General features: G+C 48.8%; 19 protein-coding genes and 1 tRNA gene. 6 read left to right on the forward strand and 14 right to left on the reverse strand.

Translation table 11 applies throughout. The annotated features are described in order from the left end of the window. Nucleotides 1-12: 12 nt before the first annotated feature. On the reverse strand, nucleotides 13-786 hold the full coding sequence (locus tag AC4BAN_RS01355) for a DUF4905 domain-containing protein (RefSeq protein ID WP_490562564.1): 774 nt from the start codon (nucleotides 784-786) through the stop codon (nucleotides 13-15). A gap of 203 nt (nucleotides 787-989) precedes the next feature. Between AC4BAN_RS01355 and AC4BAN_RS01360 the strand changes: the two genes are divergently transcribed. The 4 genes from AC4BAN_RS01360 (at nucleotide 990) to kdsB (ending at nucleotide 3,879) form a co-directional block, all read left to right on the forward strand. Continuing rightward, nucleotides 990-2,237, forward strand: a complete 1,248-nt coding sequence (locus AC4BAN_RS01360; protein ID WP_490562565.1) for an NfeD family protein — start codon at nucleotides 990-992, stop codon at nucleotides 2,235-2,237. 67 nt (nucleotides 2,238-2,304) lie between these two features. Further along, nucleotides 2,305-2,646, forward strand: a complete 342-nt coding sequence (locus tag AC4BAN_RS01365; RefSeq protein ID WP_490562566.1) for a hypothetical protein — start codon at nucleotides 2,305-2,307, stop codon at nucleotides 2,644-2,646. Nucleotides 2,647-2,714: 68 nt separating this feature from the next. Continuing rightward, nucleotides 2,715-3,056, forward strand: coding sequence for a hypothetical protein (locus AC4BAN_RS01370; protein ID WP_490562567.1), 342 nt, complete (start codon nucleotides 2,715-2,717; stop codon nucleotides 3,054-3,056). 97 nt (nucleotides 3,057-3,153) lie between these two features. After that, entirely contained in the window at nucleotides 3,154-3,879 is a 726-nt protein-coding gene (kdsB, locus tag AC4BAN_RS01375; RefSeq protein WP_490562568.1) for a 3-deoxy-manno-octulosonate cytidylyltransferase, read from the forward strand. Nucleotides 3,880-3,884: 5 nt separating this feature from the next. Here the strand turns inward: kdsB and AC4BAN_RS01380 are convergent, their stop codons facing one another. From AC4BAN_RS01380 to gap, 4 genes are all read right to left on the reverse strand, one after another. Then, nucleotides 3,885-4,232, reverse strand: a complete 348-nt coding sequence (locus AC4BAN_RS01380) for a translation initiation factor (protein WP_490562569.1) — start codon at nucleotides 4,230-4,232, stop codon at nucleotides 3,885-3,887. A 6-nt stretch (nucleotides 4,233-4,238) separates the two neighbouring features. Then, nucleotides 4,239-5,132 (reverse strand): diacylglycerol/lipid kinase family protein, encoded by an 894-nt coding sequence (locus AC4BAN_RS01385; protein ID WP_490562570.1) that lies wholly within the window; start codon nucleotides 5,130-5,132, stop codon nucleotides 4,239-4,241. Nucleotides 5,133-5,235: 103 nt separating this feature from the next. After that, nucleotides 5,236-6,105 (reverse strand): universal stress protein, encoded by an 870-nt coding sequence (locus AC4BAN_RS01390; RefSeq protein ID WP_490562571.1) that lies wholly within the window; start codon nucleotides 6,103-6,105, stop codon nucleotides 5,236-5,238. A 177-nt stretch (nucleotides 6,106-6,282) separates the two neighbouring features. Then, entirely contained in the window at nucleotides 6,283-7,275 is a 993-nt protein-coding gene (gap, locus tag AC4BAN_RS01395; protein ID WP_490562572.1) for a type I glyceraldehyde-3-phosphate dehydrogenase, read from the reverse strand. Between the two features lie 178 nt (nucleotides 7,276-7,453). Between gap and AC4BAN_RS01400 the strand changes: the two genes are divergently transcribed. Then, a tRNA-Glu gene (locus tag AC4BAN_RS01400) sits at nucleotides 7,454-7,525 on the forward strand. Between the two features lie 244 nt (nucleotides 7,526-7,769). Here AC4BAN_RS01400 and AC4BAN_RS01405 read toward each other — a convergent pair. From AC4BAN_RS01405 to AC4BAN_RS01445, 9 genes are all read right to left on the reverse strand, one after another. Beyond that, nucleotides 7,770-9,683 carry a potassium transporter Kup gene (locus tag AC4BAN_RS01405; RefSeq protein WP_490562573.1) on the reverse strand — a complete coding sequence of 638 codons (1,914 nt, stop codon included), beginning with the start codon at nucleotides 9,681-9,683 and terminating at the stop codon, nucleotides 7,770-7,772. Nucleotides 9,684-9,793: 110 nt separating this feature from the next. Beyond that, nucleotides 9,794-11,653 (reverse strand): sensor histidine kinase, encoded by a 1,860-nt coding sequence (locus tag AC4BAN_RS01410; RefSeq protein WP_490562574.1) that lies wholly within the window; start codon nucleotides 11,651-11,653, stop codon nucleotides 9,794-9,796. Nucleotides 11,654-11,708: 55 nt separating this feature from the next. Continuing rightward, on the reverse strand, nucleotides 11,709-12,788 hold the full coding sequence (locus AC4BAN_RS01415) for a porin (RefSeq protein WP_490562575.1): 1,080 nt from the start codon (nucleotides 12,786-12,788) through the stop codon (nucleotides 11,709-11,711). A 206-nt stretch (nucleotides 12,789-12,994) separates the two neighbouring features. Beyond that, nucleotides 12,995-13,414: an NAD-binding protein gene (locus AC4BAN_RS01420; RefSeq protein WP_490562576.1), complete on the reverse strand. Its 420-nt coding sequence runs from the start codon at nucleotides 13,412-13,414 to the stop codon at nucleotides 12,995-12,997. Between the two features lie 230 nt (nucleotides 13,415-13,644). Next, nucleotides 13,645-14,997 carry a sigma-54-dependent transcriptional regulator gene (locus AC4BAN_RS01425; RefSeq protein ID WP_490562577.1) on the reverse strand — a complete coding sequence of 451 codons (1,353 nt, stop codon included), beginning with the start codon at nucleotides 14,995-14,997 and terminating at the stop codon, nucleotides 13,645-13,647. Nucleotides 14,998-16,680: 1,683 nt separating this feature from the next. After that, nucleotides 16,681-18,114 (reverse strand): TolC family protein, encoded by a 1,434-nt coding sequence (locus AC4BAN_RS01430; protein ID WP_490562578.1) that lies wholly within the window; start codon nucleotides 18,112-18,114, stop codon nucleotides 16,681-16,683. After that, entirely contained in the window at nucleotides 18,107-21,307 is a 3,201-nt protein-coding gene (locus AC4BAN_RS01435; protein WP_490562579.1) for an efflux RND transporter permease subunit, read from the reverse strand. Before AC4BAN_RS01435 ends, AC4BAN_RS01430 begins: the two co-directional genes overlap by 8 nt. A gap of 25 nt (nucleotides 21,308-21,332) precedes the next feature. Continuing rightward, nucleotides 21,333-22,421, reverse strand: coding sequence for an efflux RND transporter periplasmic adaptor subunit (locus tag AC4BAN_RS01440; RefSeq protein WP_490562580.1), 1,089 nt, complete (start codon nucleotides 22,419-22,421; stop codon nucleotides 21,333-21,335). A 166-nt stretch (nucleotides 22,422-22,587) separates the two neighbouring features. Next, nucleotides 22,588-22,917, reverse strand: coding sequence for a hypothetical protein (locus AC4BAN_RS01445; protein ID WP_490562581.1), 330 nt, complete (start codon nucleotides 22,915-22,917; stop codon nucleotides 22,588-22,590). 638 nt (nucleotides 22,918-23,555) lie between these two features. On the opposite strand from AC4BAN_RS01445, the gene AC4BAN_RS01450 reads away from it, so the two are divergent. After that, nucleotides 23,556-25,136 (forward strand): serine hydrolase, encoded by a 1,581-nt coding sequence (locus AC4BAN_RS01450; RefSeq protein WP_490562582.1) that lies wholly within the window; start codon nucleotides 23,556-23,558, stop codon nucleotides 25,134-25,136. Nucleotides 25,137-25,355 lie beyond the last annotated feature (219 nt).

Below are 25,355 nucleotides of genomic sequence, written 5' to 3' on the forward strand. Positions count from 1 at the left end.
GTTAAGATTGTACTAAGCTAAAAGTTGGTATACTTTCAGGACCTGCTTTTCCTGGAGGAAGTATAAATTTAGGTTAAAGATAAAAAAAGTATCTGATCCAATGCCACTCAAATTGCTGCCAAGTATTTCTTTTAGGCGTAAATTCCCTTCCAGGTCAAATACAGCCACAAAATTTATCAGGCTTTGCTCATCCGAGGAGCGTTCATAATAACTTACGATCACCGCCTGATCTGTTTCTGCATACTCTATGGCACGCACAGGATCGGCATGCTGCTTCAGAAAAGCGCTCACCTGCTCAAAGTAATCCTCCCCTTCCAAATAAACAGTTGGAAAAATGCACCCCTGGTATCTTTCCTGATTATTAGCGGCCAGCTCCTCCGAAGCAAGCTGCTGGCTAAGTCCGTCGCGGAAAAGTTTTCCTGTTTTGGCATACAGCAAGCAGAAGGGCGCTTCCGGAGAATCGGCAGGGTAAGCGAGGATACCATCCGCCGCCACCCCATAAAAAGCAAACTCAGGCTGGCACCAGCGTTCGTTCCCTGTTTCAGCATTATAAACCATTATACTTTTATGTTGCCCTGTTCTGCGGTCGCCGTACCCATGCAGGAACACCAGGCCGCCCTGCGCATCGTCCAGCCCCAGCCACCAGGCTTTGGACGGGGATATGGCCAAAGGCGCCAGTATAAAACCGGCAGTTTGCAGGGTATAAAAATTCGCCAGCAGCAAATCAGCGTCGCGTATCTCTACTGCCAGGAAACGTGAAGAAGTATCGATGCGGATACGCCACACCGGGGCCTGAAATTCGTATTTAAAGAGTAGTATAGGAATAGCTTGCTTTTTTAATTACCTTATTGCTTCATAAGCCCTAAAACCTGCCCTAAATTATGAAATCCTATCCAAAGCATTGGTATTTGTGTAATATTTACTTACTCTGCTTCCTGTTGCTGCCGCTGCTTTCATTTGCCCAAACCGCAAAGACCAAAGTTTTTGTGATGGAAGTAGGATCAGAGATCGATCCGCGCACGAACAGGTACACCGAGTTGGCATTAAATAAGGCGACAGAAGTTGGGGCAGACCATGTATTGCTGGTGCTGGACACCTTTGGCGGTGCGTTAAATGACGCGGATGAGATACGGAAGCGCATTCTGGAGTATCCCAAACCTGTGTATGTCTTTATCGATAAAAATGCTGCCTCGGCTGGGGCGCTTATCTCCCTGGCCTGCGATAGTATCTACATGGCCCCCGGGGCAAACATTGGGGCCGCTACAGTTGTCGGCGCAAATGGCGAGGCGGCACCTGGCAAATACCAGAGTTACATGCGCTCCATCATGCGGTCTACGGCAGAGGCCAATAACAGAAACCCGCATTTAGCCGAGGCCATGGTGGAGGCCAGCGTGGACAGTACACTTTCGGCCGGTCAGGTGCTTACCTTAACCACCACCGAGGCCATAAAGCTCGGGTTCTGCGATGGGGTGGCCGTAGACGTACCTGGGGTGCTGGCGGAACTCAACCTGCAAAATGCCGAGGTAATTTACTACCAGCCGAGTACAACGGATAATATCGTATCCTTTTTCCTCAACCCTTTCATCAGCGGCATCCTGTTGCTGATAATTATTGGCGGTTTATACTTCGAGTTACAAACGCCGGGCATCGGTTTCCCTTTGCTTGCTGCTGTTGTGGCCGGGGTATTTTACCTGGTGCCTTATTACCTGAACGGGCTTGCTGAGAACTGGGAAATCTTGCTTTTCCTGGTAGGTTTAGTTCTTATCGGGTTGGAAGTGTTTGTGATTCCTGGCTTTGGCGTGGCGGGCATTAGCGGCATCGTACTTACCTTTGCCGCCCTTGTCCTGATCATGGTAAACAACCATAACCTGGATTTTACTTTCGTTCCTTCTCAAAATCTTACCCGCAGTTTGGTTGCAGTGGTGGTGGGCATGGTGGGGGCGGCTGTGCTCATCGGGCTTACCTGGCAGCGCATTGTTAGCAGCAAGGCGGCGCAGCGCTTAATACTCCACAACACCTTTAACAGCAACGAAGGCTACCGCTCCTCCAACTCAGCCACGCATTTGGTGGGTAAAACGGGCATCGCCCATACCCGCATGACACCTAGTGGCCGGGTAATGATTGATGACACTTTATATGACGCGCAGGCCAGAGACGGTTTTATCGATAAAGGCGAAAGGGTACAGGTGATAGACCACAGCACTTTCGCTTTAAGAGTTAAGCGTTTGGAGGTTTAATGTTAAATGCAGCTTAAAAATATTGCTTACTTTACACCTCTTAACCTTCAGCCCAAAACAACCCCGTATGATCTTAAAACATTTTTTGCCCGTCATAGCGATCATGGTTTCTTTGAACTCTTGTCAGAATGGCCCGGTTCAGCAAGATGAAAACATAACAGCTCCTGCCACCTTGTTCTGGACCGGCGAAGTTGCAGCCGATGGCTGTGGTTTTGAAGTGATGATCGATGGAAAAAATTACCTTCCGGAAAATGAGGAAGCCATCCCTGCAGTTTATAAAGAAAGTGACAGCACGCAGGTGATGCTCACCTACTTACCGCTTCCGGAGCCCATAGACAGAAGGTGTGGCATGGTGCCACAGCCCCGGGTAATGGATGCTGTTCGGGTAATTAGCGTTAAAAGCCTGTAAATTATTTTCCTGCTGCCTGCAACCGTTCCGGGCTAAAGTGAGTCCTGTTTTAAAAAGCCAGACTTGCCATGCCTTTAAAACCTATTGTACCCGCCCTGATCTTATTTTGTAGTCTTCTTATTTGCACAGCCTGCAGCAAGGACGATGAGAATGACAATTCTACGTTTGAAGTGATGGATGCAACCCTATCCTGGACCGGCGACTATGCCCTGGATGGCTGTGGGTATATCCTTTCAGCCGGAAACAAGCAATATAAGCCATCCAATGAGTCGGCTATTAACGACACCTACCAGACCAGTGCGGCGACGGAGGTGGAGGTGAAAATCATCAATTATAACATGACGGTAACAGCATGCATGGCAGGTGCCGAGTTCCACAGCATAAAGATCCTGGATATACGCCGCAAGTAGTTGTAAAACGGTACAGCACCGGCATGCAGGTAATTCAGATCCGCTTCCGTACCTTTGCGCAGCACCTTTACTTCATTTTTAAAGCGATCACAACCCCATGCAAGTACTCGGAATAATTCCTGCTCGCTATGCCAGCACCCGTTTCCCTGGTAAGCCTTTGGTTGATATCCAGGGTAAAAGTATGATCCGAAGGGTATACGAGCAAGCCAGAAAATCCGGTCTTACGGAGGTAGTGGTGGCCACAGATGATCTACGCATACTGGAGCACGTAATGGCATTTGAGGGAGAAGCAGTGCTAACAGCCGGGCATCACCAGAGCGGAACAGATCGTTGCTTTGAGGCCTTCCAGCGCTTTAACAAACCATTTGAGTATGTCATCAACATACAGGGGGACGAGCCCTTTATACAACCTGAGCAAATAGACCTGGTGGCCGCCTGTTTTAAGAACAGCGCAACCCAACTGGCAACACTGGTCAAGAAGATCGACACAGCGGAAGCGCTTTTTAATGTGAACACCCCGAAAGTGGTGCTTAATACGGCTCAGGAGGCGTTATATTTCAGTCGGCAGCCTATTCCCTATTGCCGCAATATCCCAACCGACATCTGGCACAAGCAGCATACCTATTACAAGCACATCGGCATTTACGGATATCGTGCCGATATACTGGAGCAGATCACGCAGCTGCCGCCATCGGCTCTGGAAATGGCTGAGTCGTTGGAGCAGTTACGTTGGCTGGAGAATGGTTTTCGAATCACCACGGCTATAACCGACTTTGAAACATTTGGCATTGACACCCCGGAGGACTTGAACAGGATTGTATAGCCCTGTCAGCCGCCAGCTTTCTTCACTTTGTACCCTGCGGCCTGCAATACCTGGAGCGCCTTGTCTCTGAAGTCGCCCTGAATCATGATCTCTCCCTCTTTCACGGCGCCACCCACGCCGCATTTGTTCTTTAACAGCTTCCCTAGTTCCTTCAGGTCATCTTCGGCGCCAACAAAACCGGTAACAAGCGTAACCTGTTTACCCCCCCGCGACTTTTTGTCGAGCATTATCTTTAGGTTCTGCTGCTGTGGGGGCAGGGTCTCCTGCCCACCTTCGTGCTCGTAATCGTAGTTGAAATCCGTGTTGGTAGAGTATACTACCCCCTGTCGGCCTTTCTTATTATTGTCTTTCATGGCGTGTTAAATTTTATCCCCTGGTACCACTACTTTCAACGAGCGTGGCTTCATCTGTACTTCAAAATCGTTTGCTTTGCCTACGTATTCCCCATCGGCATGAAACATCATGGCTTCGGTAGCTGCTACTTTCACTTGCGTTGTTTTAAAGTAAGCCGCACTCTCCGGGTTGGCCAACTGCTTGGTAAGCATGCAATAACTCATGTGCAGCGCTTTTACCAGATTCAGTTTGCGCACCAGGCATACATCCAGCAGTCCATCCTGAATGTCGGCTAAGGGCGCGATGTAAGCATTGTTGCCGTATTGGGCCGCGTTCGCAAAAGCCATTACATAGCAATCGGTTTCTATACTTTTGCCGTTTATATCAGCCCTGACAGGCAGGTGCTTGTATTGGAGCACCTCTTTTATGACCAATTCTACGTAGGTCTTCAGTCCGCGCTTTTCATTTCCGGCAAACACCGAGCTGATGTAAGCGTCAAACCCAATGCCGGCTGTTGTGAAGAACGCATGGCCATTAATGCTGCCGCTATCGATACTGATTATCTGCGCCTCCCGCAGCACCCCCATCGCCCCATCAATGCCCATGGGTATTTTAAGGTGCCGGGCCAAGCCGTTTCCGGAGCCTCTTGGTAAAATACCCAAGGCTGTTTCTGTGTAAAGTAATCCCCGTGCCACCTCGTTCACTGTGCCGTCGCCACCAACCGCCACCACTACCTGGCATCCCTGGTCAGCGGCCTGCCGGGCCAGCTCGGGCGCGTGTCCGGCATGCGTTGTGTAAACAATATCGTAAGTGGTTTCCTGCTTATCGAACTGTGCTTTTATACGTGCGCCCACATCTACGCGGCTTTTTGGGCCTGAAGTTGGATTGATGACAAAGCGTATGTGCGGACGTAAGCTCATAAAGCATGAATTGGAAAGCAGATCACAAAATTACTTTTTCCGGCTGACAATAAAAAAGCCCGACGCCGATACGGCATCAGGCTATATATTTTTTGTTGCCGACTTACTTCAACTGGAACGTGAGCACCGGAATACTGCTATGGTTTACCAGGTCCTCGGCTATACTGCCACTCAGCAAATGCGAGAGGCCGGTTCTGCCATGCGTTGCCATCATGATCAGGTCGGCCCGAATATCATTTGCGAAGTGCAGAATGCCATCCTCCTCCATCACATCGTTGTAAATGTTGATGGTATAATTCTGCAGGTTATACTTGGCAGCTGTATTTTCCAGCTTTTGCCGTAAGTCGCCGCTTGATTCAAAAGCACCCGGCGTGTTAATGTAAACCAGATGCAGCCTGGCCCCGAACATGGCCTGAAACTTTTTGAAATGATCCATCGCGTGGCGCACTTCCCTTTTAAAATCTGAGGCCAGCACAATTTCTTTCACGGTAAAATCGGTGTCGCGTTTTTTTACCGTTAACACCGGGCATTCGGCCGCACGCACCACTTTCTCGGTATTAGAGCCAATCAGAAACTCATCCAAACCACTCACTCCCTTAGAACCCATCACCACCAGGTCAACCTGATCCTCCCTGATCGTTCTCTTTATTTTGCTAATTGGCCTGTCCACAGTCACTTCCTGTACCACATCCACCCCTTTATGATTGATTGAATTAATCAGCCTGGCCATGTTATGCTTGGTTGTTTCCAGCATTTGCAGCACATACACCTGCTCCATTCCATTGCCTGGCAGGCTGGTATCTCCCGTAACACTAAAGTTGCCCATCATACCATAGTTATTGAAATAAGGCATTTCCACCACATGTAGCAGCTTAATGGCTGCTCCTGTTTTACGGGCAATGCTTAAGGCAATTTCATAGGCATACGTGGCTTGCTCAGAGAAATCGGTCGGCACTAAAATTCGCTTCATCATGAGAAATGGAATAAGTAAATGGATCTATTTAATAAGTGCAATGAAAATCAGAATTTACTCTAAACGGCATCTTTTATCACTTTATACTTATACTTTAGCCATGCAGTTGTTACAGGTGCAAAACAAAAGCCCATCCTGTCAGGGATGGGCTCTGTGTGCTATAAGTAAGCGGAATGCCTAGCCGATTCTGGTGATCAGGTCAGCAGCTCTGTTTGAGTAGCCGGCTTCATTGTCGTACCAGCCTATCACTTTTACAAGTGTTTCGTTAGCTGAAGTCATTTCTGCATCAAAAATACACGAGTGTGTGTTTCCGATGATATCGATGGAAACGATTGGGTCTTCTGTGTACTCCAGGATGCCTTTCATAGCTCCTTCTGAAGCTTTTTTCATCGCCGCATTAATTTCTTCTTTCGTCGCAGGCTTCTTCAATACCACAGTCAGGTCAGTAAGTGAACCATCCGGAATAGGCACGCGCATGGCGACACCATCGAGTTTGCCTTTTAGGTGCGGCAACACCAGGCCAACAGCCTTTGCAGCACCCGTAGACGTAGGTACGATAGAATAAGCTGCAGCACGCGCTCTTCTCAGATCGCTGTGCGGGGCATCCTGTAAATTCTGGTCGGCGGTATAAGCGTGAACAGTCGTGATGTATCCTTTTTCAATGCCGAAAGTATCGTCCAACACTTTTGCCATAGGCGCCAGGCAGTTGGTTGTGCAAGAGGCGTTAGAAACTATTCTTTCGTCACCAGTCAGCACATCCTCATTCACGCCTAGTACGATCGTGGTAATATCGCCTTTAGCAGGAGCTGAGATCACTACTTTGCGTGCTCCGGCTTCCAGGTGCCCACCAGCGCCTTTCTCGTCAACAAATCGGCCAGTGGACTCCAGCACTACGTCAACACCGAGCTTACCCCAAGGCAAGTTCTTTGGCTCGCGTTCTGCTGTAATTTTTATTTCCTGGCCATTTACCTTTATCCCATTCTCGGTGGCCTCTACAGTGCCATCAAAACGGCCATGTACAGAATCATATTTAAGCAGGTGCGCCAGTGTTTTGGTATCTGTCAGGTCGTTGATGGCAACTACCTCTACATTGTCCTTCAGGAGCAGGGCCTTAAATGTAAGTCTGCCTATTCGGCCAAAACCGTTAATTGCAACTTTTATTTTAGACATGTTATCTAAGTTTGAGAGTTTTGATTTTATGGTGCAAAGTTACGATTACCCTATTGCAAATCCAATATTTTTTTCTACCCTCAGGATGAATAGCTTACACTATATAGCAAAAAATATCTTCGTTAATGTTTGCCAATATCTCAAAGAGCCGTATATTTGCACCACAATCAGGCAGAACGGCCCGTTCGTCTAGGGGTTAGGACGCTAGATTTTCATTCTAGTAACAGGGGTTCGATTCCCCTACGGGCTACATAGTAAACAGCAAAAAGCGGCTTAGACTACAGTTTAAGCCGCTTTTTCGTTTCTAGCATAACAGAAAAGTAACAAAAGGATTTTAGCTGTTATCTACAATGTATGATGTTGGAATGAGTATGACAGCAAGGATGTTTACAGAAAGTTATGTGCGAGCTAACTATCCTGGTAAACAACCCCTACTGCCACAGTGTCAAAGTAGTGAAAAATGGGGTAAAACCTACCACTGGACAACTCATTCTTTATATTCTCACTTGCGTTCCAACCTCAAACACTTGTTTCTCCGGAATATGGAAGTACTTGGTGGCACGCTGGGAAATCAACACCAGACTCGCAAACAGCTTTGCCTGCCATTTGTTCATCCCAACCTCCCTGGAAGGAATGAGTGTTTCACGGCCAATGAAGAAAGTAACATTATCGTTCAACTGAAGGGCCGGTGTGCTTTCCTTTAGTGTCTGCAACGACGCCTGCACATTAATGTCATCCATGTAACCGTAGCTTTCTGTAACCCTGAAGAAGCGAGGAGTGATCTGTTCCACCTTCAGCCTGTTTTTGGCAGCCACATAAGGCACTTTCTGCACTTTTAGAGAATAGATGATCACCTGCTCATGGATTATTTTGTTGTGCCTCACGTTCAGTGCAAGCGCAGGGGGTGTGATTTTGTCGTTCCCTGTCATGTAAACGGCAGTACCGTCCACTGTCAGCGGAGGAATGCGCTCTATCCCCTTTAGGAAGTGCGTGAGCGGAGGAGTTAATGTGCGCAGCATTCCTTTCAACACGCTGCGCCCTGTCATCCAGGTCTGCATCAGCAAGTAGATAATAGCCCCTATCATCAGCGGGAACCATCCTCCCTCTGCCACCTTCATGATGTTGGCGCCAAAAAAGGAGAGATCAACAACCAGGAAAAAGGCAGTAAGCCCCACCGCAAGAGCAGGGCTCCAGCCCCACAGCTTCCGCATGGCGACGAAGGCCAGTATGCTTGTTATAACCATGGTGGTGGTGACAGCAACCCCGTAAGCTGCCGCCAGGGCGCTGGAGCTGCCAAACCCAACCACCAGGCTAACAGTCGTCACGAACAGTAACCAGTTTATTTGAGGGATGTAGATCTGCCCTCTTTCCTTGACAGAGGTGTGCCTCACCAACACACGGGGGAAATAACCCAGGTTTAAAGCCTGGTAGGTTAAAGAGAAAGCGCCCGAGATAACAGCCTGAGACGCAATGACAGTGGCAAAGGTTGAAAGTACAACAAGCGGGTACAGGGCCCAGGTCGGGGCTAAGTGATAGAATGGGTTTACGGCCAGCTCCGGGTTATCCAGGAGCAGTGCCCCCTGGCCAAAGTAGTTGAGCACCAGGGAGGGCAGCACGATGGTGAACCAGGCCAGGCGGATAGGAAAGCGGCCAAAGTGCCCCATGTCCGCATACAGGGCCTCTCCCCCCGTCACCACCAGGAACACAGCCCCCAGCACCACGATTCCATGGATGCCGTGGCTCGCAAAGAAGCGGAAGGCAAAGTATGGGTTTAGCGCCTGCAGCACAATCGGGTCTTTCACGATGGCAGAAACTCCTAAAACAGCCAGGACCAGGAACCACACCAGAACGATTGGTCCGAATATGATCCCGACCCCGCCGGTTCCCCTGCTTTGCAGCAAGAACAGCAAAAAGAGAATAACAATGGTGATCGGTATGACATAAGGCTCAAAAAATGGGGTGGCAATGTTCAGACCCTCCACTGCGCTCAGTACTGAAATGGCCGGCGTGATCATGCCGTCTCCATAAAGCAGGGCAGCGCCAAACAGCCCCATGACAAGCGTCATTCCATGATACCATTTCCGCTTTGAAGGCAGCACCAACTCCATCAGCGCCAGTATGCCTCCCTCTCCCTCATTATCAGCACGCATAACCACCACCAGGTACTTAAAGGAGATGACAAGTAACAGCGACCAGAACACAAGGGAGAGCACGCCGAGGATATTGTCATGCACGGGTGCCACACCGTACTCCCCATAAAAGCACTCCCGGATCGCATAAAGAGGGCTTGTGCCGATGTCGCCGTAGACCACGCCCAACGCGCTCAGGGAGAGGTACAGCAGGTATTTTTTGCTCTGCTTCTGAGGGGTGAGGACTGTTGGCGCTGCCGCCACTTGATGATCTTTCATATTTTTTTATTTCTCTTTCAGATTATATTTAAATTATACTGGGTGCCCCGATTTGTATCTTTCGTCAGATATTTGTACCGCTGCCTACCCTGAAATAGAGGTAGCTTGACTCAAAGAAGCCCCGCGTATTTACCCACCCCTAAACCAGCAGTTGTGTAAACAGGGAGTGAAACAACAAAAGTGCTTCCCCCTCCATCCCCGCTCTCCACCCACACGCTCCCACCCTGCGACTGCATGAACTCCTGCGAGATGGATAACCCCAAGCCCAGGCTTCCTTTACTTCCTTCGCTATCAGGCACCTGCACATACTTTTGGAAAATCCGCTCGCGGTCAGCAGGGGCAATGCCTGGTCCCTGGTCATGCACTTTGACCAAAACCTCATGCACTTTGTCCTCCGTTGTTATGCTTATAACCCCGTTTTCAGGGGAATAGCGCACGGCATTGCTCAACAGGTTGGCAAACACCCAGATCGTCCGCTCCACGTCCACCAGCACATCCGTCAGCTGATTCTCGATGCGCACATCCAGGCGCAGGCCTTTGCTAAGCAGCTGTAGCCGTATCATCTCCTCCACAAAGCCGATGAGCTTGCCGATGTTGGTGCGCTGTAGGTTAAGTTGGAGGTGGCCCGACTCCAGACGGGAGACATCCAGCAGTTCGGCCACCATGCGCTGCAGCCTGCTTGTTTCCTGTTTGATGCTGGAGAGAATATCCGCCTGCTCATTGTTTACTTCCCCCACCCGTTCGTCCCGCAGTAGCTTCAGGCTGTACCCGATGGAGGCCAGGGGTGTTCTTAGCTCATGCGATACGTTTGCCAGGAAGCTGGACTTGGCCTGGTCCATTTTCTTAAAACTACTCACGTTTCGCAGGGAGATGACGTACCCGAACAGCTCCCGCTGATCCTTCAGGTCATTGTAAAACACTACCTCCATCGTGCTCCTGTGGTAGAATGTCTCCTCCCCGGCGATACGTACAGTCAGCACGTGGTCATCGGAGGTCTTGCCTACCATCACGTCGCTCACCATCTTCCGGAAAAGCTCGTTCTCGTTCTCGATGGTCTGTGCCTGCTCCCCAACCAGCTGCCCCCGCTCAAGTCCAAGAAGCTTACAGGCCATTGGGTTAGCCTCGATGATCTTCAGGTTCTGGTCGAGCAGCAGGATGGCCTCGTCCAGGTTGAGCAGGACCAGCTCTATCCGTTTCTTTTCGGTTAACAGCTCGTTGAGGTTGGAGTACTCGAACTCCTTCAGCTTCTTTAGCATGCTGTTGTACACTTTAGCCACCCTGCTGAACTCGTCATGTCCCCGGACGGGGAGCCGCTGCGTGAAGTCCTTCTGAGATGCTGCCTGAATAGACTTGATCAGCCTGTTGATTGGGTGAGAGATAGCGGCCGGCACTGTCAAAAGAAACCCAAGGCCAAGCAGAATGGTCACAGCCAGTGCCCAAAGTGTATAGCGCTGGGCTTGCAGCGCGACACCCTGCGCCGTGTCACTCTTTCTGGCCATGGCGTCCATGTTAATGTTAAGCATCTGGTCCAGTTGTAGGCGCAGCAGTTGGTAGCGGGGTAACAGCTCTGTGGGGTACTCCGACGAGGGTATCCCCTGGCTCAGCAAAAGAGCCTTGTAGCTTTCAAAGAGCTCCGCCATGTCCGCAACCAGCTTCCTTTCACCCGTCTCCGTGATGTTGTCCCTTTCTTTCTGGAGGTAGTGCTCAAAGGAGATGATATTCTCGCGAATGATCCGGTTGTACACCTGCGGCGGCGCCTCGGCCAGTACCAGCTGTTGCTTGGCCAGATGCATCCTGTCAAGTGCCGTGATCATGCGTTCCCCCAACTGCAGCGTGTACAGGTTGTCCTTCAGAATGTTCCTGGAAGCGCTGTCCAGGTTCTTCAGATTCTGAATGGCATAGACCCCGATGACAAAGAGCATCAGCAGAATGGTCAGGTACCCTAACGTTATTTTAGTCTTCAGTTTCATTAATCCTCACCTACTTCATTTCCTCATGCCCCGACATTCCATACTTACTGTTGCCCTAAAACTTGACCGCGATGGAAGTCACGAGCAACAGGTTCTTATCAAATGCTCCGTCCTCTCCCACAAATACCTTATCCGTTGCATCGTAACCGCGTACCTCCGCCCGCCACAGGAAGTTCGGTGCCGGTATGTAGTCCAGGTCCAGCGACAAAGAGGAGGCCTGGAAGCCATTTGGTGTTCCGGTGGCGACGATGAGCTGATCCTCATCATTGTAACGCTCCAGGCGTCCTGCCACCGCGAAATTCTGCCGCAGGCGCCAGCGCGCCAGCAGCATGCCTGCATACCATTCTCCCTTCTCAGAGCTTCCCCACAGCTCCTGCCGCCCATAGTCCAGGCTGGTCGCCAGGCTAAACTGATCAGTTAGGGCATAGCTGGTGTATAGGTTATGAAAGTAGCGCCGTTTAGCCGGCTCCCCCTGCGGCGCCTCATTGCCATAGTAGTTGTTGTAGCTAATGGCGATGCTCTCAGTAGGGGTGTAGGTTAGGCCAAGCCCCAGCGACTTCGCATCATTGGTTTCCTGTATGATCTGCCACCCGTTCAAAACCAGCATCTTCAACTCCACTTTGCCGGATAAGGCCGCAGTAATCTGTGCGCCCGTCTCGAAATAGGGAGAGTTCTCGGCCATCAACGCGCGGGTATATACCTCGTTTTCAAAGGAGAAGGTGCTCTCATAGCCTATATGGGAGGGCAGGATGCCCGCATCCAGCCACACTCCCTTTGCCAGCCGCACCCCGGCATTGGCCTGTGCGATCAGCCGGGTCAGGTCGTTTGGCTCAGAGGCGTAATTGGCCTGCACATAGGTGCCGCTTTGCAGTGCCAGTGTGGCCCGCACATTGTCTTTTGCGTAGTCAGCCCGCAGGAAGCCCCAGTTCAGGTTAAACTCGTTGTGCCGGAAGGCTTGGGTTGTGTATAGCCGATCCTTAGAAAGGGGTTCTGTAAAATCGTATGCATAGTAGGTGTCCACCCCAGCGCTTAACCTAATCGGCAGGGTTTCCTTGTCCGTACCCAACGTATCGGCTCCAAAACAGGTCGGAGAGGTCAACAAAGGCAACACTACCGCTAATACACTTATACTCATTTAATTTGTATGGCTTTTTCGTTATTCATGATTCCTGTCTCCTGCCTTACGCTGTACCTCCCACCAATGTCAAACTCACAGGCTCTGAATAGCACCTGATGCATTCTCGGCGCTCTGCGTTGCTCCTGAAGAGACACATGTTGGTATTTCCCGCGGCTTCTTAATAGACGTTAGCCAATCTAATTGGAGACCAGACTGGCGTATGTTTACAGACCAGCCAATGACTCCTGAAGCAGCCTTTCACTTAACAGGCGACCCATCTCCCTGTCAGCCCGAACGACCGCATAACGCCCGAACAGCTCCACTAACTTCTCCTGCTTTTCGTTTTCCACACAAACGAGCACCTTCTCCAACTTGCGTTTGCTCAACTGGACAAGACACGCGAGGGGAAACTCCATGTCCTTTGTCATAACCAGGATCACTGCGTCAAACTGCTTGTTGGAAAGTCCCTGCCAAAACAAAAGCACCTCCTGCTCTGCCAGCAGCGTGATTTTTACGCCAGGTTCAGCAGGCAGCGCGTGGCTGCCTGCCTTGTCCACAACGGTTACATCAACACCAGCTGTCTGCAACCGCTTTGCAACGTCAACCCCAACCGGGTTGAACCCTATCAAAAGACATTTTTTCATAGGCCATCATTTTCCTGGAAGACTTCTGCCAAGTCAGTGCCACCTTTGCTGCTTACAGCAAGCAATTTCATTAGTCACTGTATATCAATATCTTATTTTGCATCCTAAAGAAACTAGTTTCACATAAAATGCGAAACCCTACCAAAATGGTAGGGTCTATTTCTAAAATGAAAAGGTTTTGCTGGCGCTCGCTCGATACTGAGCTGTGGCATTTTCACAATCATCCTATTTTAAAGCCCATACTCCTGTATCTTTCGGTAAAGAGTTGTCAGGCCAATGTGCAGGAGCCGCGCTGTCTCCGTTTTGTTGCCACCAGCCTGTTCCAGCACCTTCAGGATGTGCTGGCGCTCGACAGTACTCAGGGCCTGCTCATCCAGCTGACCAATCTCCGCGTCACTGGAGATCAGGAACTCTACAGGCAACAGAGAGGGGCCTAAGGAAGGGCCTTCTGCCAGGATGACGGCGCGCTCCATGACATTCTTTAACTCCCGGATATTCCCTCTCCAGGCGTATGCCTCCAACAACTGCAGGAACTCCTCGCTGGCGCCCTGAAAGTGGCGTTTCATCTTTGCGTTGTAGTACTGCAGAAAGTAAAGAGCCAACTGCCTGATATCACTTTTCCTCTCACGCAACGGCGGGATGCTGATCCTGAACACTGACAGCCGGTAATACAGGTCTGCGCGAAAATGGCCCGCCGCTATCTCTGCCTGCAGGTCTTTGTTGGTGGCTGCTACAACTCGCACATTCACGCGCACGGGCTGCGTATCCCCAAGCTTAAGGAACGTCTGCGTCTCCAGCACACGCAGAAACTTAGCCTGCAGCTCGAGTGGCAACTCCCCCACCTCATCCAGGAAAATAGTCCCGCCGTTCGCCTCCTCAAACAGCCCCTTCTTATCGGCAACAGCACCCGTAAAGGCCCCTTTCCGAAAACCGAAGATTTCTGACTCAAGCAACTCTTTTGGGAAAGCACTGCAGTTCACGGCAACGAAGGACTTCTTGTTCCTGGTGCTGGCGCTGTGTATGGCCTGCGCAAAGAGCTCTTTGCCTACGCCCGTCTCGCCTTCCAGCAATACGGTTGTATCAGTAATGGCGACCCTTCCGGCTAGCTCCTTTGCTTTCTTGAACGTTGGCGCATCACCAACGATAGCCTCCAGCGTCCACCTAGCCTCTACCTGCTTTTCCAGTTCCGCAACACGTTTCCGCAGCCTGGCATTCTCTGTGGCGCGCGCCACCACGATCAGAAGCTGGTCATCACTGTCGCCTTTTGTCAGGTAGTCGAACGCCCCCTGCTTCATGGCATTCACCCCATCTTTTATCGTACCGAAAGCAGTCATAAGAACCACCTCGGTATCAGGGTATTTGGCTTTTATCTTATCCAGGAGATTCAGTCCACTACTGTCTGGCAGCTTGACATCGCAGAGTACGACCTCCACCGCCTCAGCATGTGCTTCAAGCAGCTCCTGGCCCTCGTGCGCATTAGCGGCTGCCAACACCCGGTAACCTTCCAGCTCCAGGACACGGGCCAGCACCTGCCGCAGGTTTTTCTCATCGTCGATGAGCAGTAACGTTGGTTTTTCTTGCATCGGAAATTCGTGTTCTAAGGGGCAAGGTACTCTTTGTGCAGTTAGCTTTTTATACCAGTAGCTAGCTTACGTTGCTGGAAATATACTGACTAAAACCAAAAGCCAGGTGCTACAAATCATAATACTTGTTTCTCTCCCCTCTCAAACACTTACGAAGTATCCGCTACGCGGGTAGTGCAGCCGAGCGCAGCATCAGGGTAAAACAGGACAGACAGCAAAGATAAAAAGTCAGGAGGCGCGAAAAGCAATAATTTTAAGGGTAGTAAAAATTAGGCTCTGGCTAACTTGATGAAAGGCCTCTGTACCGTTCCCATCACTTATCATTCTTGACTTTCCTGCATGTACTCGTGACTTGTAAAACGGTTTAGTAATCGACATGCCCTTAAATTCTGACTTCTTCTTCCGAAGGAACACGTCAAGGACTCCCAATATAGTTGCTACGTCAAGTGTGTGGTTAGCACTATGTAACTTTATTTTCTGATACTACCATCCAATTATTCATTTCTATTTCTTCTGCTTTAATGCTGTGAGGCTGCACAAAATCACTTTCAATCCTAAACCCTTCCCAATTTATATTAGCTAATCCCTAGCATAAAATAAAGTAAGACCCCCTGTAGCTGGGGATCAGCTTCTTGTAAAGCAGCGTAATATGGTCCTACTTGCACTTGCCGCCGAGAATCAGCAGCAGGTTCCACTCCGACTGCACTTCTGTTAGCCTGAGATTAATTTCCTTGCTTATACACAAGTCGCCCGCGTACAAGAGCTGCAAAAGGCAGCGGGGCTTCAGGTTCTTGATAACCTACAGGATCCAGCTTGCTCTACATTTGGGGCAACTTGTGCGGCTTCATTGGTTCGATGTGTCTCCCTTTCGGATGAATTCTTTCCGTGTTCAACCATGCTGTGATAAGCTAGCTTAGAACCTTTTGATGAGCTTCAGACTCAAGATGGTCTTGAGGAGGGGAATCGCTGTCCCCCCTGTCATTCTTTTGATGTCCCTCACCAGCGCCTACTATGCATTGCACACAAAAAGCGAGGGGGCCTTTTTCACTGATCCGGCATTAAAAGGCTACCTTGGATCATACTCCTGTATGAGCTGCAGGATCTGAGCCAGCTCCTCCATGTGCTCCAGAGAAGGCAAGTAATACACCTTTTCAGAAAAGCGTTAATTTGTTAAAAGTGTGTGCCCGAAACCGTGCATTTTCTTGATGAAACCTGGCATGGATCATCAAGTAAGGTTTCCCCTTTTACAGCAAATACTCTCCCATAGCCTCCAAATCACCGTGGATAAGGTTCGATAATTCCATCCTATGAGTTATAGAGCAAACAGTAAAAAGGGGATTAGACTACAGTTTAAGCCGCTTTTTCGTTTCCAGAGTAACAGAAAAACCTCCTTCAGTGTTACTTTATTACTCCCTTTTTTAACAAATACTGCTAACAAAAAGTAACAGACTTACTTAAATTACAGCTCGACATTAGCTCAAACACTTTTTAGCACGCCAGCAAAGCGACACACAATAATCACTTTTACTAGCTCCGCTTCATTACTAAATTGTGTAAACTCTCAGAAAATACCAGCAACTCACACCCAATCAAAAAAAGAACCATCCTACAAAGTGTAAGATGGCTCCTTCTTGATCTAGCAATTTTTAATGGATGCCTTCCCAGGCTCTTCGCATCACGCTGCTACTTCCATCCGCCACCCAGCGCCTGGTACATCGTTACCCAGGCATTCAATTGCTGCATTTTGGTTTCGATCAGTTCAAATTTCGATTCCAGCGCATCACGTTGGGTCAGCAATACTTCCATGTAATCGGCTCTTGCTGATTTGAAAAGCTCATTTGAAATATCAATAGACTGGGTAAGTGCCTGCACCTGCTTCTCTTTCAGATCATAACTCTTTTCCAGGTTATTGATCTTCGATAACTGGTTGGCTACTTCCACATAAGCGTTTAAAACCGTGCGCTCATAACTATAAACAGCCTGTAACTGCTTCGCGTTAGCACTATAATACGTCGCTTTTATCGCGTTTCTGTTGATCAGGGGGGCAGCAATGTCCCCGGCCAGCGTGTAGAGCAACGACTCAGGCGTTTTGATCAGAAATGATGGATCAAAGGCCTGAAAACCTATGCCTGCCGTAATGCCTAATGAAGGGTAAAAATTCGCCTTGGCTACCTTCACATCCAGCTTGGCTGCCGCCAGCTCCAGTTCGGCCTGCTTCACATCCGGGCGGTTCTCCAGCAACTGGGTTGGGATACCGGCAGCAATTTCACCGGGCGTTAAGTTACTAAAAGCCTGTGCGTCCCTGGCAACTGGCTGCGGATATCGACCCGCCAGAAAGTTGATCCTGTTCTCCGTTTCTGTTACCTTTTGCAGAATGTCGAACTGCAGGCTTTTGGTGTGAAGCAACTCCGCTTCAAATTTGCGAACGGCCAGTTCCGTAACCCGGGTGGCTTCCTTCTGTGCTTTAACAATCTCCAGGGCATTGGTCTGCAGCGCGATGTTCTGTCTCACGATAGTCAACTCATTGTCCAGGGCCAGTAACTCGTAGTAAGAGTTTGCCATCTCGGCAACCAGGTTCGTCACCATAAAGTTCTTCCCTTCCACAGAAGACAGGTAACGGAGCACCGCCGCTTTTTTGGCATTGCGCAGCTTGTGCCAGATATCCACTTCCCAATTGGCGTAAGCCCCTACCATAAAATCAGTCAGGGGTTCAGGCATTTCTCTTTCGCCTTCAATGTTGGTTGTAGCCTCCATGGCGCCAATGTTGGTGTACCGCGCTACCTTGTCAACGCCAGCAGCACCCCGCAATCCAACAGAGGGCAAATATTCCCCTTTTCGGGCTCTTACTTCACTCTGGGCAATCTGTATCTCCTGTAAAGTAATGTTCAGTTCCTGATTGTTCTGCAGGGCCGTGTCGATCAGGGCACTTAAATGTGGATCGGTAAAGTATTCCTGCCACCTGAGTCTTGCTATATTGGTAGTATCCTGCGAGCTGTTGAAACTCGCAGGTACCGCCGGATTAGCTGATTTTTGCACCAAGGTTGGCAAACTACAGGCCGTAAAGGTGAAGGATACAAAAGCTACCCCCACCCATTTTATGATTCTATTTTTAAACATGGTCTTCAGTTTCTTCGATGAGGTGAAAACTGTCACTGGCATACACATAGTCTTCTGTTAAAGGGGATTCATGCTCGTCCCGGATCAAGTGACGGCCGTCTGCCATTTTAGCAAATATGTAGTACAAGCCCGGGATGATCACCACCCCGAAAATTGTTCCGAACAGCATACCGCCCAGGGCAGAAGCACCGATTGTCTGGTTTCCAATAGCACCTGCGCCAGTGGCAACGATAAGCGGAATCAAACCGGCCACAAAGGCGAACGAGGTCATCAGGATCGGGCGGAAACGCACCCTTGCACCTTCAATGGCAGCTTCCAGGATGGTGGCTCCCTGCAGACGTTTCTGCACGGCGAACTCCACGATCAGCACGGCATTTTTACCCAGCAAACCAACCAGCATGATCATACCCACCTGGGCATAAATGTTGTTCTCCAGCCCCATCAGCTTCAGCAGCAAAAAAGAGCCAAAAATACCGACCGGCAACGAGAGTACCACCGCAAACGGAATGATAAAACTCTCGTACTGAGCCGCCAGCACAAAGTACACAAACAGCAGTACTACCAGGAACACATAAAGCGACTCATTTCCCCTAATGGACTCATCATAAGACAAGCCTTCCCAGGCGATGTCATACCCTTTCGGTAAACTGCTGGCGGCAACTTCCTGCACGGCCTGAATGGCATCTGCTGTGGTGTATCCTTTTGCCGGAAGCCCCTGAATAGCGGCTGAATTGTACAGATTAAAGCGGGTAACTTCGTTAGGGCCCTGCGTTTTCTTCAGCTTCATAAAGGCCGAGTAAGGCACCATTTCCCCCGCTTCGTTTTTAACAGAAAGGTTCATTATATCTGATGGGAGCCTTCTGAATTTAGGGTCGGACTGCACGTACACCTTGAAGAACTGGTTGAACTTAATAAACCCTTGCTCATAAGTACTACCGATCATGATGTTCAGGTTTTCCATGGCCTTGCCGATAGATACCCCTTTTTGCATGGCCAGATTATTATCTATCTCCAGTTCGTACTGCGGGTAATTGGCTGCGAAAAAGGTAAACAAGCCCGTGAGCTCTTTCCGCTTACCCAGGTTATCCATAAACTCCTTGTTGATCTCATCAAACTCATGGTAATCGGTGTCGGAGTTTTTATCCAGCAAACGCATCGAAAAACCGCCGGAGGAACCGAAACCCGGAATTGCGGGCGGTTCAAAGAACTCGACAACCGCGCCCAGCCCTTTCGATTTCTCTTCCAGCTCTTCCATGATCTCCTTCACGGTATGCTCGCGATCAGACCAGCTTTTCAGGTTGATCAGACAGGTACCAGCGTTCGAACCCCGTCCTTCCGTCATGATCTCGTAACCTGCCAAAGAAGACACCGATTCCACCCCTTCAATTTTCTGGCAGATCTTCTGGAGTTTTTGAGATACCTTGTTGGTGGTTTCCAGGGTAGAGCCCGGAGGAGTCTGGACAATGGCATATATGGTACCCTGGTCTTCGTTTGGAATAAAGCCTGCCGGCAGAATTTTGTTTTCGAAGAAGATACCCACGCAAAATGCTGCCAGTATTCCCCAGGTAAGCAACCTTCTGTTTGCAATGGATCTTAACAAGCCTACATACCTTCCGGTAAGTTTTTCAAAGCCGCTGTTGAAACCGTCGAGTGCTTTGGTTAACACATTTTTCTTCTGCTTTTTACCATGGTTATTCTTTAACAGCATGGCACACAGCACCGGGGTAAGCGTCAGCGCGATCAGGGCAGAAATTACAATGGAGCTAGCCATGGTAATGGAAAACTGACGGTAGAAAATACCCACCGGACCTGTCATAAACAGTAACGGAATAAACACCGCTGTCATTACCAGCGTGATGGCAATGATGGCACCACCAATCTCACGCAGCACTTCTACAGTAGCCCGGTAAGGGGAGAGATTTGTCTCTTCCATTTTGGCGTGCACTGCCTCTACCACCACAATGGCGTTATCCACCACAATACCAATGGCCAGTACAAGCGCGAACAAGGTGATAAGGTTAATGGAGAGCCCAAAGAGCTGAATAACAAAGAAGGTTCCTATCAACGACACCGGAACCGCCAGGATCGGAATCAGGGTTGAGCGCCAGTCTCCCAGGAAGATGAAAACCACCAGGGCAACCAGTATAAACGCGTCCCTTAAAGTATGCAAAACCTGCTCGATGGATGCGTCCAGGAACTGCGAAACGTCGTAGCTGATCTTATAGTCCATACCGGGAGGAAAAGTAGCTTTCATTTCCTCCAACTGGCTCTTTACATCGGCAATCACATCACTGGCATTACTGCCATAGTTCTGCTTTAACACAATGGCTGCGGATGGCTGACCGTTCAGGTTAGAGTAAATGTCAAAGAATTCACTACCCAGTTCTACGGTGGCGATGTCTTTCAGGCGTATACTTTCACCTTCTGCATTGGCCCTGATTATAATGCCTTCATACTCAACAGGTTTGTTATACCGGCCTTTGTAGGTAAGCACATATTCAAGCGACTGAGCGGCTATACCGGAACTTTGCCCTATCCTGCCGGGGCGGCCGATGATACTTTGCTCCGCCAGTGCCTCCATTACTTCCTCTACAGATACTTTATAGGCCCGCATACGGTCCGGGTTCAGCCAAACACGCATAGCATATCTGCGGCTACCCAATATCTGCGCCCTCGCTACCCCTTTGATTCGTTGTATCTCAGGGATCATCTTCACGGTGGCGTAGTTGAACAGGAACTTCTCATCCATGCTCTTTTCCTTCGAATACAGGTTGACATACATCAACATGCTGGGCTGAATGGGGGTAATCACCACGCCTTCCCGCTGCACCAGTTCTGGCAGGAGCGGCATAACCTGGTCTACCCTCGTTTTCACCCGGACGACCGCATCGTTGGGATCCGTGCCTGGTTCAAAGATAATCCGGAGCGTGGCCTCACCGGCACTGGTGGCATCCGAGGCGATATAGCGCATCCCCTCCACGCCATTAATGGCCTGTTCGAGGGTAATGAGGGTGGAGTTCACCAGTACATCGGCACTGGCACCCGGATAGGCAATAAAGATGTTTACCGTGGTGGGTGCAATGTCGGGGAACTGGGAAATAGGCAGCTGCTTGATAGCCAGGCCACCTATAAAAAGGATCACGACCGATATTACAATAGCGAATACGGGCCGGTGTATAAATTTACTAAACATGTCTTATACTTTTGGGGATAAGGGACTACTCCGCATACAACTCTAACTGAGAGATCATTTTGCCGGGGGCCACGAATTTGGTGTGTATCTTTTCGTTTTCTCGCACTAACCGCAGGCCTTCCAGAAGTATCCTGTCCTTTTCAGTCAGCCCTTTCTGCACGACATAAATGTGCGGCAGTTCAGCACCAATGGTAATCTCTCTCGACTTTAACACATTGTCTTTATCCACCACATACACGTACTTTTTGTCAAGCACCTCGAAGGTGGCCTTCTGCGGGATAAGCAACGCATTCTTGAGTGGAACACTCATCTGAACGTTACCTGTTTCGCCATGCCTTAAAAGCCCATCAGGGTTCGGAAAAGTGGCTCTGAAAGGAATATTGCCCGTTTCGTTGTTAAAGTTGGCTTCTATGGTCTCTACCACTCCCGAATACTTAAACAGCTCGTTATTGGCCATTAACAGGTTTACCTTGGTTTTTTCTTCCTTTGCTTCCTTGGTTTTAAAATCCAGGTATTCCGCCTCCGGCACGTTGTAGTACACCCACATTTTGCTGTTGTCAGATAGTTCTGTGAGCAGTTCACCTTCATCCACCAGGCTACCCAGTCGCACATGGAAACGGTCGATGATGCCATCAAACGGTGCCCTGATCTGGGTGAATTGCAGGTGCACCTTTGCCAGGGCTACTTCTGCTTTAACCTTGTCAAGCGTGGCCTTGGCGAGTGCCAGTTCATTTGGAGAAACAATGTTTCTATCTGCCAGCGACTTGGTGTTCTGGAACTCAATCTGCGCATAATTGGCCTCCGACTGTGCTTTTTGCAATTCGGCCTCGTACAGGTTGGGCATGATCTGAAATAACAACTGCCCTTTCTTTACATGCTGTCCTTCATCTACAAAGATCTTTTCCAGGTAGCCTTTTTCCTGCGCTCTCAGTTCAATATGTTGTATGGAGTTGATCTGACTCACGTACTGTTCCGTGATAGTCGTATCCATTTTCATCGGGCTGGTCACCAGGAATTCAGTTTCAGCCTCCTTTTTTTCTTCTCCTTTAGTTGAGGTACAGCTAGTATGGCACAACATGGCACACACGCCCCCGAGCATGAGAATTCTCTTCATGATGATTTAAGTATTAAAACGGTAAGATTATGTTGATGAATTATGAATGGGTGTGTATCAGAAAATACACATGCGCATCTTTTCTAGCCAAGCGCTAAAACAAGATCAGCAGTAAAAAAATGAAATGGAAGGACAGGCAATCCCGATTTGCCTGCTTAGAAAAATACTATACCCTGAAAACCTGGATGACGATATGCCACCTGTAGGAGGAGAAACGGGAAAAATAACTAGAATAGGGTGAGCGGGTACTGTTTAGGAACAGGTAGCCGGCTATAAAGGCACACAGCAGGTACGCAACGAAGCTGTTGCGCTCTAAAAACTTTTTGAAGGCAAGTAACTTGTCTTCCTCAATCTCATTTTCCGCAATGTCTACCTTTCTGGGGATTTCTTCGGAAACGCGGGGCGAGGCGGAATTGCTGCTTAAGGCCTGGTTGGGTTGCAGGGTGCTAAAGGAGGAAACTTCTATCAATTCAGCACTGTATTCCGGCGAGCGCAAAATACCCGCTTCGTTTGTATGCGCAGCTATATGACTATATCCACTCAATAAGAGAATACACAGTGTGAGTAGATATTTTATAAATGCCTTTGCCATTTGGGCACAAAACTACGTCAAGATAAATTTACAGACAAGCTGCCTTTCTTAAATAACTGTTAAATTTCACTTTCTGCCTTCTTAAAAAAATACTATCTTCCTGTAAATCAAATTAATAACAACCTGTTAGCTGCGCAACTTTCAATAAACTTGACCCATAAAAAACGAACTTAATCGCCTACTGCCCTTTTTATCTCTTCCAGGCTGGACCTCAGCACATTCCACCCCTGCTATCCATTACCAGTATATGACCGGAAGCTGCTCCCATGCCCATGCGGACAAATACCAGCAACGGCAGTAGGCCGATGAAAGACTGTCATATCGTGCTCACCAAAAGTTTTTAAAAAATTAACATAAAGCCTCATACAATATATTATAAAATAATTTATATTTATGGAAATTTTAAAAAGCTTCAACCTCTTTAACTTTAAAAATAGAAAACTATGCGCACCGTGTCCACAAAAGTATTATTCGTTCTAGCCTGTTTTTGCTCGTTGCTTTCCTGGCAGGGTGCATATGCCCAGAAAGTTAATTCCAATGACTTGGCTATCGTTAAGCAATTGGATAATGCTTTCAACTCGTTCTTTAACGCCGACCAGCCCGGAGGTGTGGTGCTGGTTGTCAGGGATGGGAAAACTATTTTGCGGAAAGGGTATGGTTTAGCCGACGTCGATAGAAAGACGCCGAGTTCGCCAGACGATGTCTATAAAATTGGATCGATCACAAAGCAATTTACCGCATCGGCTATCCTGATGCTGGAAGAAGAGGGCAAGCTGAAAGTGACTGACAAACTGAGCGCCTACTTGCCAGACTTTCCGAATGCCGATAAGATTACGCTTGAGCAATTACTTAATCATACATCCGGGGTAAAGAGTTATACCTCCATACCTGCCTGGCAGCAGGTGATGCAAAATCCGATAACTGTAGCAGAACTGATCACTACATTTCAGAATGAACCCCTCGATTTTGAACCGGGAACCAACTATAGTTACTCAAACTCGGGTTATATTTTACTGGGTGCTGTGATCGAAAAGGTTTCCGGGCAGAAGTATGAAGACTTTATCGAGAAAAAGGTATTTGCCAAAGCCAATCTAAAAAACAGCTTTTATGGCAGGGACGGCGCTCCTGTTAAAAATGCTGTAAAAGGGTTCACCAAAGATGGCGATGCCTATACTCTGGCCAGACCGCTCAGTATGACGCAACCCTATGCCGCCGGTTCTTTGATCTCTACAGTTGATGATCTTTATAAATGGAATAAAGCCTTGTTTAGCGGCAAGATCATCAGCCAGAAATCAATGGACAAAGCCTTCCACAACTATCAGCTGCCTTCAGGTAAATTAATAAACTATGGTTATGGCTTAGCGCCGGGCTCCACGATGGGTGTGAAAACGATCGGGCATGGGGGTGCCATTAACGGGTTCAAATCCTATGCACTGATGGCGCCAGAACAAAATACTTTTGTAGTGCTGCTAACGAATAACGAAACCCTACAACCAGAATTTGTAACCACCAAAGCCTTGCTACTCGCAACAGGTACTTATATGGAAGAAAAACCCATCATGGTGCCGACAGCAGATTTGGAAAAATATGTTGGTGTATATCCGGTTGATGAGAAAAACAACCGCATGATCTTTATAGATAACGGAAAGCTGCTCTCACAAAGAACGGGTAGCCCGGCGTTTGAATTGATAAACGTGGCAAAGGATGAATTCATCTACAAGGACTCTTTCTCCAGGGTCATGTTTAAAGTAGAAGGCGACAAAGCTGTGGGCATGTACTTCGGAGATAATAAAGCCGATGCAACGTACTTTGCAAAATCTAACGAACAAGCTCCGGCCCCAAACAAAGTCATTACGCTGACAGATGCACAGCTCAAAAAACTGGAAGGCAAATACGAACTGGCCCCTACCTTTGCAATCGTGGTAAATGTAGTAAATGGCAAGATACAGGCACAGGCCACAGGGCAGCAGGCTTTTGAGATTTACCCGACAAGTGAATACAATTTCTTCCTGAAAGTGGTTGACGCGCAGATTGAATTCAAACAGGGCACTGATGGAAAAGTGAATGGCCTGGTCTTATACCAGGGTGGTCAGGAAATTCCAGGGCGGAAGGTTGAGAATTAAGCCTCGGAACATACTTTGGTAAGTAACCGAAATTTAGACAAACCTGCTCCTCCGGGGAGGACATTTCCGTACAGAGTTAGTATTTCCCCTCCTGAAAGAGGCTGGGATGGATTTACACCTTTTAAACATATTATTTAGCGCAACTTGTGTTAGTTATAAAAGAAGCAGGACTAAGGTGGTCCTGCTTCTTTTATTTAATGCCTTTACAGTTAAGCAAAT

This window comes from Pontibacter sp. GD13 (assembly GCF_058216355.1).

Coding starts and splice junctions, on each gene's coding strand:
- AC4BAN_RS01360 (WP_490562565.1), top strand. CDS start 990: ATGGAAGTAGGATCAGAGATCGATCCGCGCACGAACAGGTACACCGAG.
- AC4BAN_RS01365 (WP_490562566.1), top strand. CDS start 2,305: ATGATCTTAAAACATTTTTTGCCCGTCATAGCGATCATGGTTTCTTTG.
- AC4BAN_RS01370 (WP_490562567.1), top strand. CDS start 2,715: ATGCCTTTAAAACCTATTGTACCCGCCCTGATCTTATTTTGTAGTCTT.
- kdsB (WP_490562568.1), top strand. CDS start 3,154: ATGCAAGTACTCGGAATAATTCCTGCTCGCTATGCCAGCACCCGTTTC.
- AC4BAN_RS01380 (WP_490562569.1), bottom strand. CDS start 4,232: ATGAAAGACAATAATAAGAAAGGCCGACAGGGGGTAGTATACTCTACC.
- AC4BAN_RS01385 (WP_490562570.1), bottom strand. CDS start 5,132: ATGAGCTTACGTCCGCACATACGCTTTGTCATCAATCCAACTTCAGGC.
- AC4BAN_RS01390 (WP_490562571.1), bottom strand. CDS start 6,105: ATGATGAAGCGAATTTTAGTGCCGACCGATTTCTCTGAGCAAGCCACG.
- gap (WP_490562572.1), bottom strand. CDS start 7,275: ATGTCTAAAATAAAAGTTGCAATTAACGGTTTTGGCCGAATAGGCAGA.
- AC4BAN_RS01405 (WP_490562573.1), bottom strand. CDS start 9,683: ATGAAAGATCATCAAGTGGCGGCAGCGCCAACAGTCCTCACCCCTCAG.
- AC4BAN_RS01410 (WP_490562574.1), bottom strand. CDS start 11,653: ATGAAACTGAAGACTAAAATAACGTTAGGGTACCTGACCATTCTGCTG.
- AC4BAN_RS01415 (WP_490562575.1), bottom strand. CDS start 12,788: ATGAGTATAAGTGTATTAGCGGTAGTGTTGCCTTTGTTGACCTCTCCG.
- AC4BAN_RS01420 (WP_490562576.1), bottom strand. CDS start 13,414: ATGAAAAAATGTCTTTTGATAGGGTTCAACCCGGTTGGGGTTGACGTT.
- AC4BAN_RS01425 (WP_490562577.1), bottom strand. CDS start 14,997: ATGCAAGAAAAACCAACGTTACTGCTCATCGACGATGAGAAAAACCTG.
- AC4BAN_RS01430 (WP_490562578.1), bottom strand. CDS start 18,114: ATGTTTAAAAATAGAATCATAAAATGGGTGGGGGTAGCTTTTGTATCC.
- AC4BAN_RS01435 (WP_490562579.1), bottom strand. CDS start 21,307: ATGTTTAGTAAATTTATACACCGGCCCGTATTCGCTATTGTAATATCG.
- AC4BAN_RS01440 (WP_490562580.1), bottom strand. CDS start 22,421: ATGAAGAGAATTCTCATGCTCGGGGGCGTGTGTGCCATGTTGTGCCAT.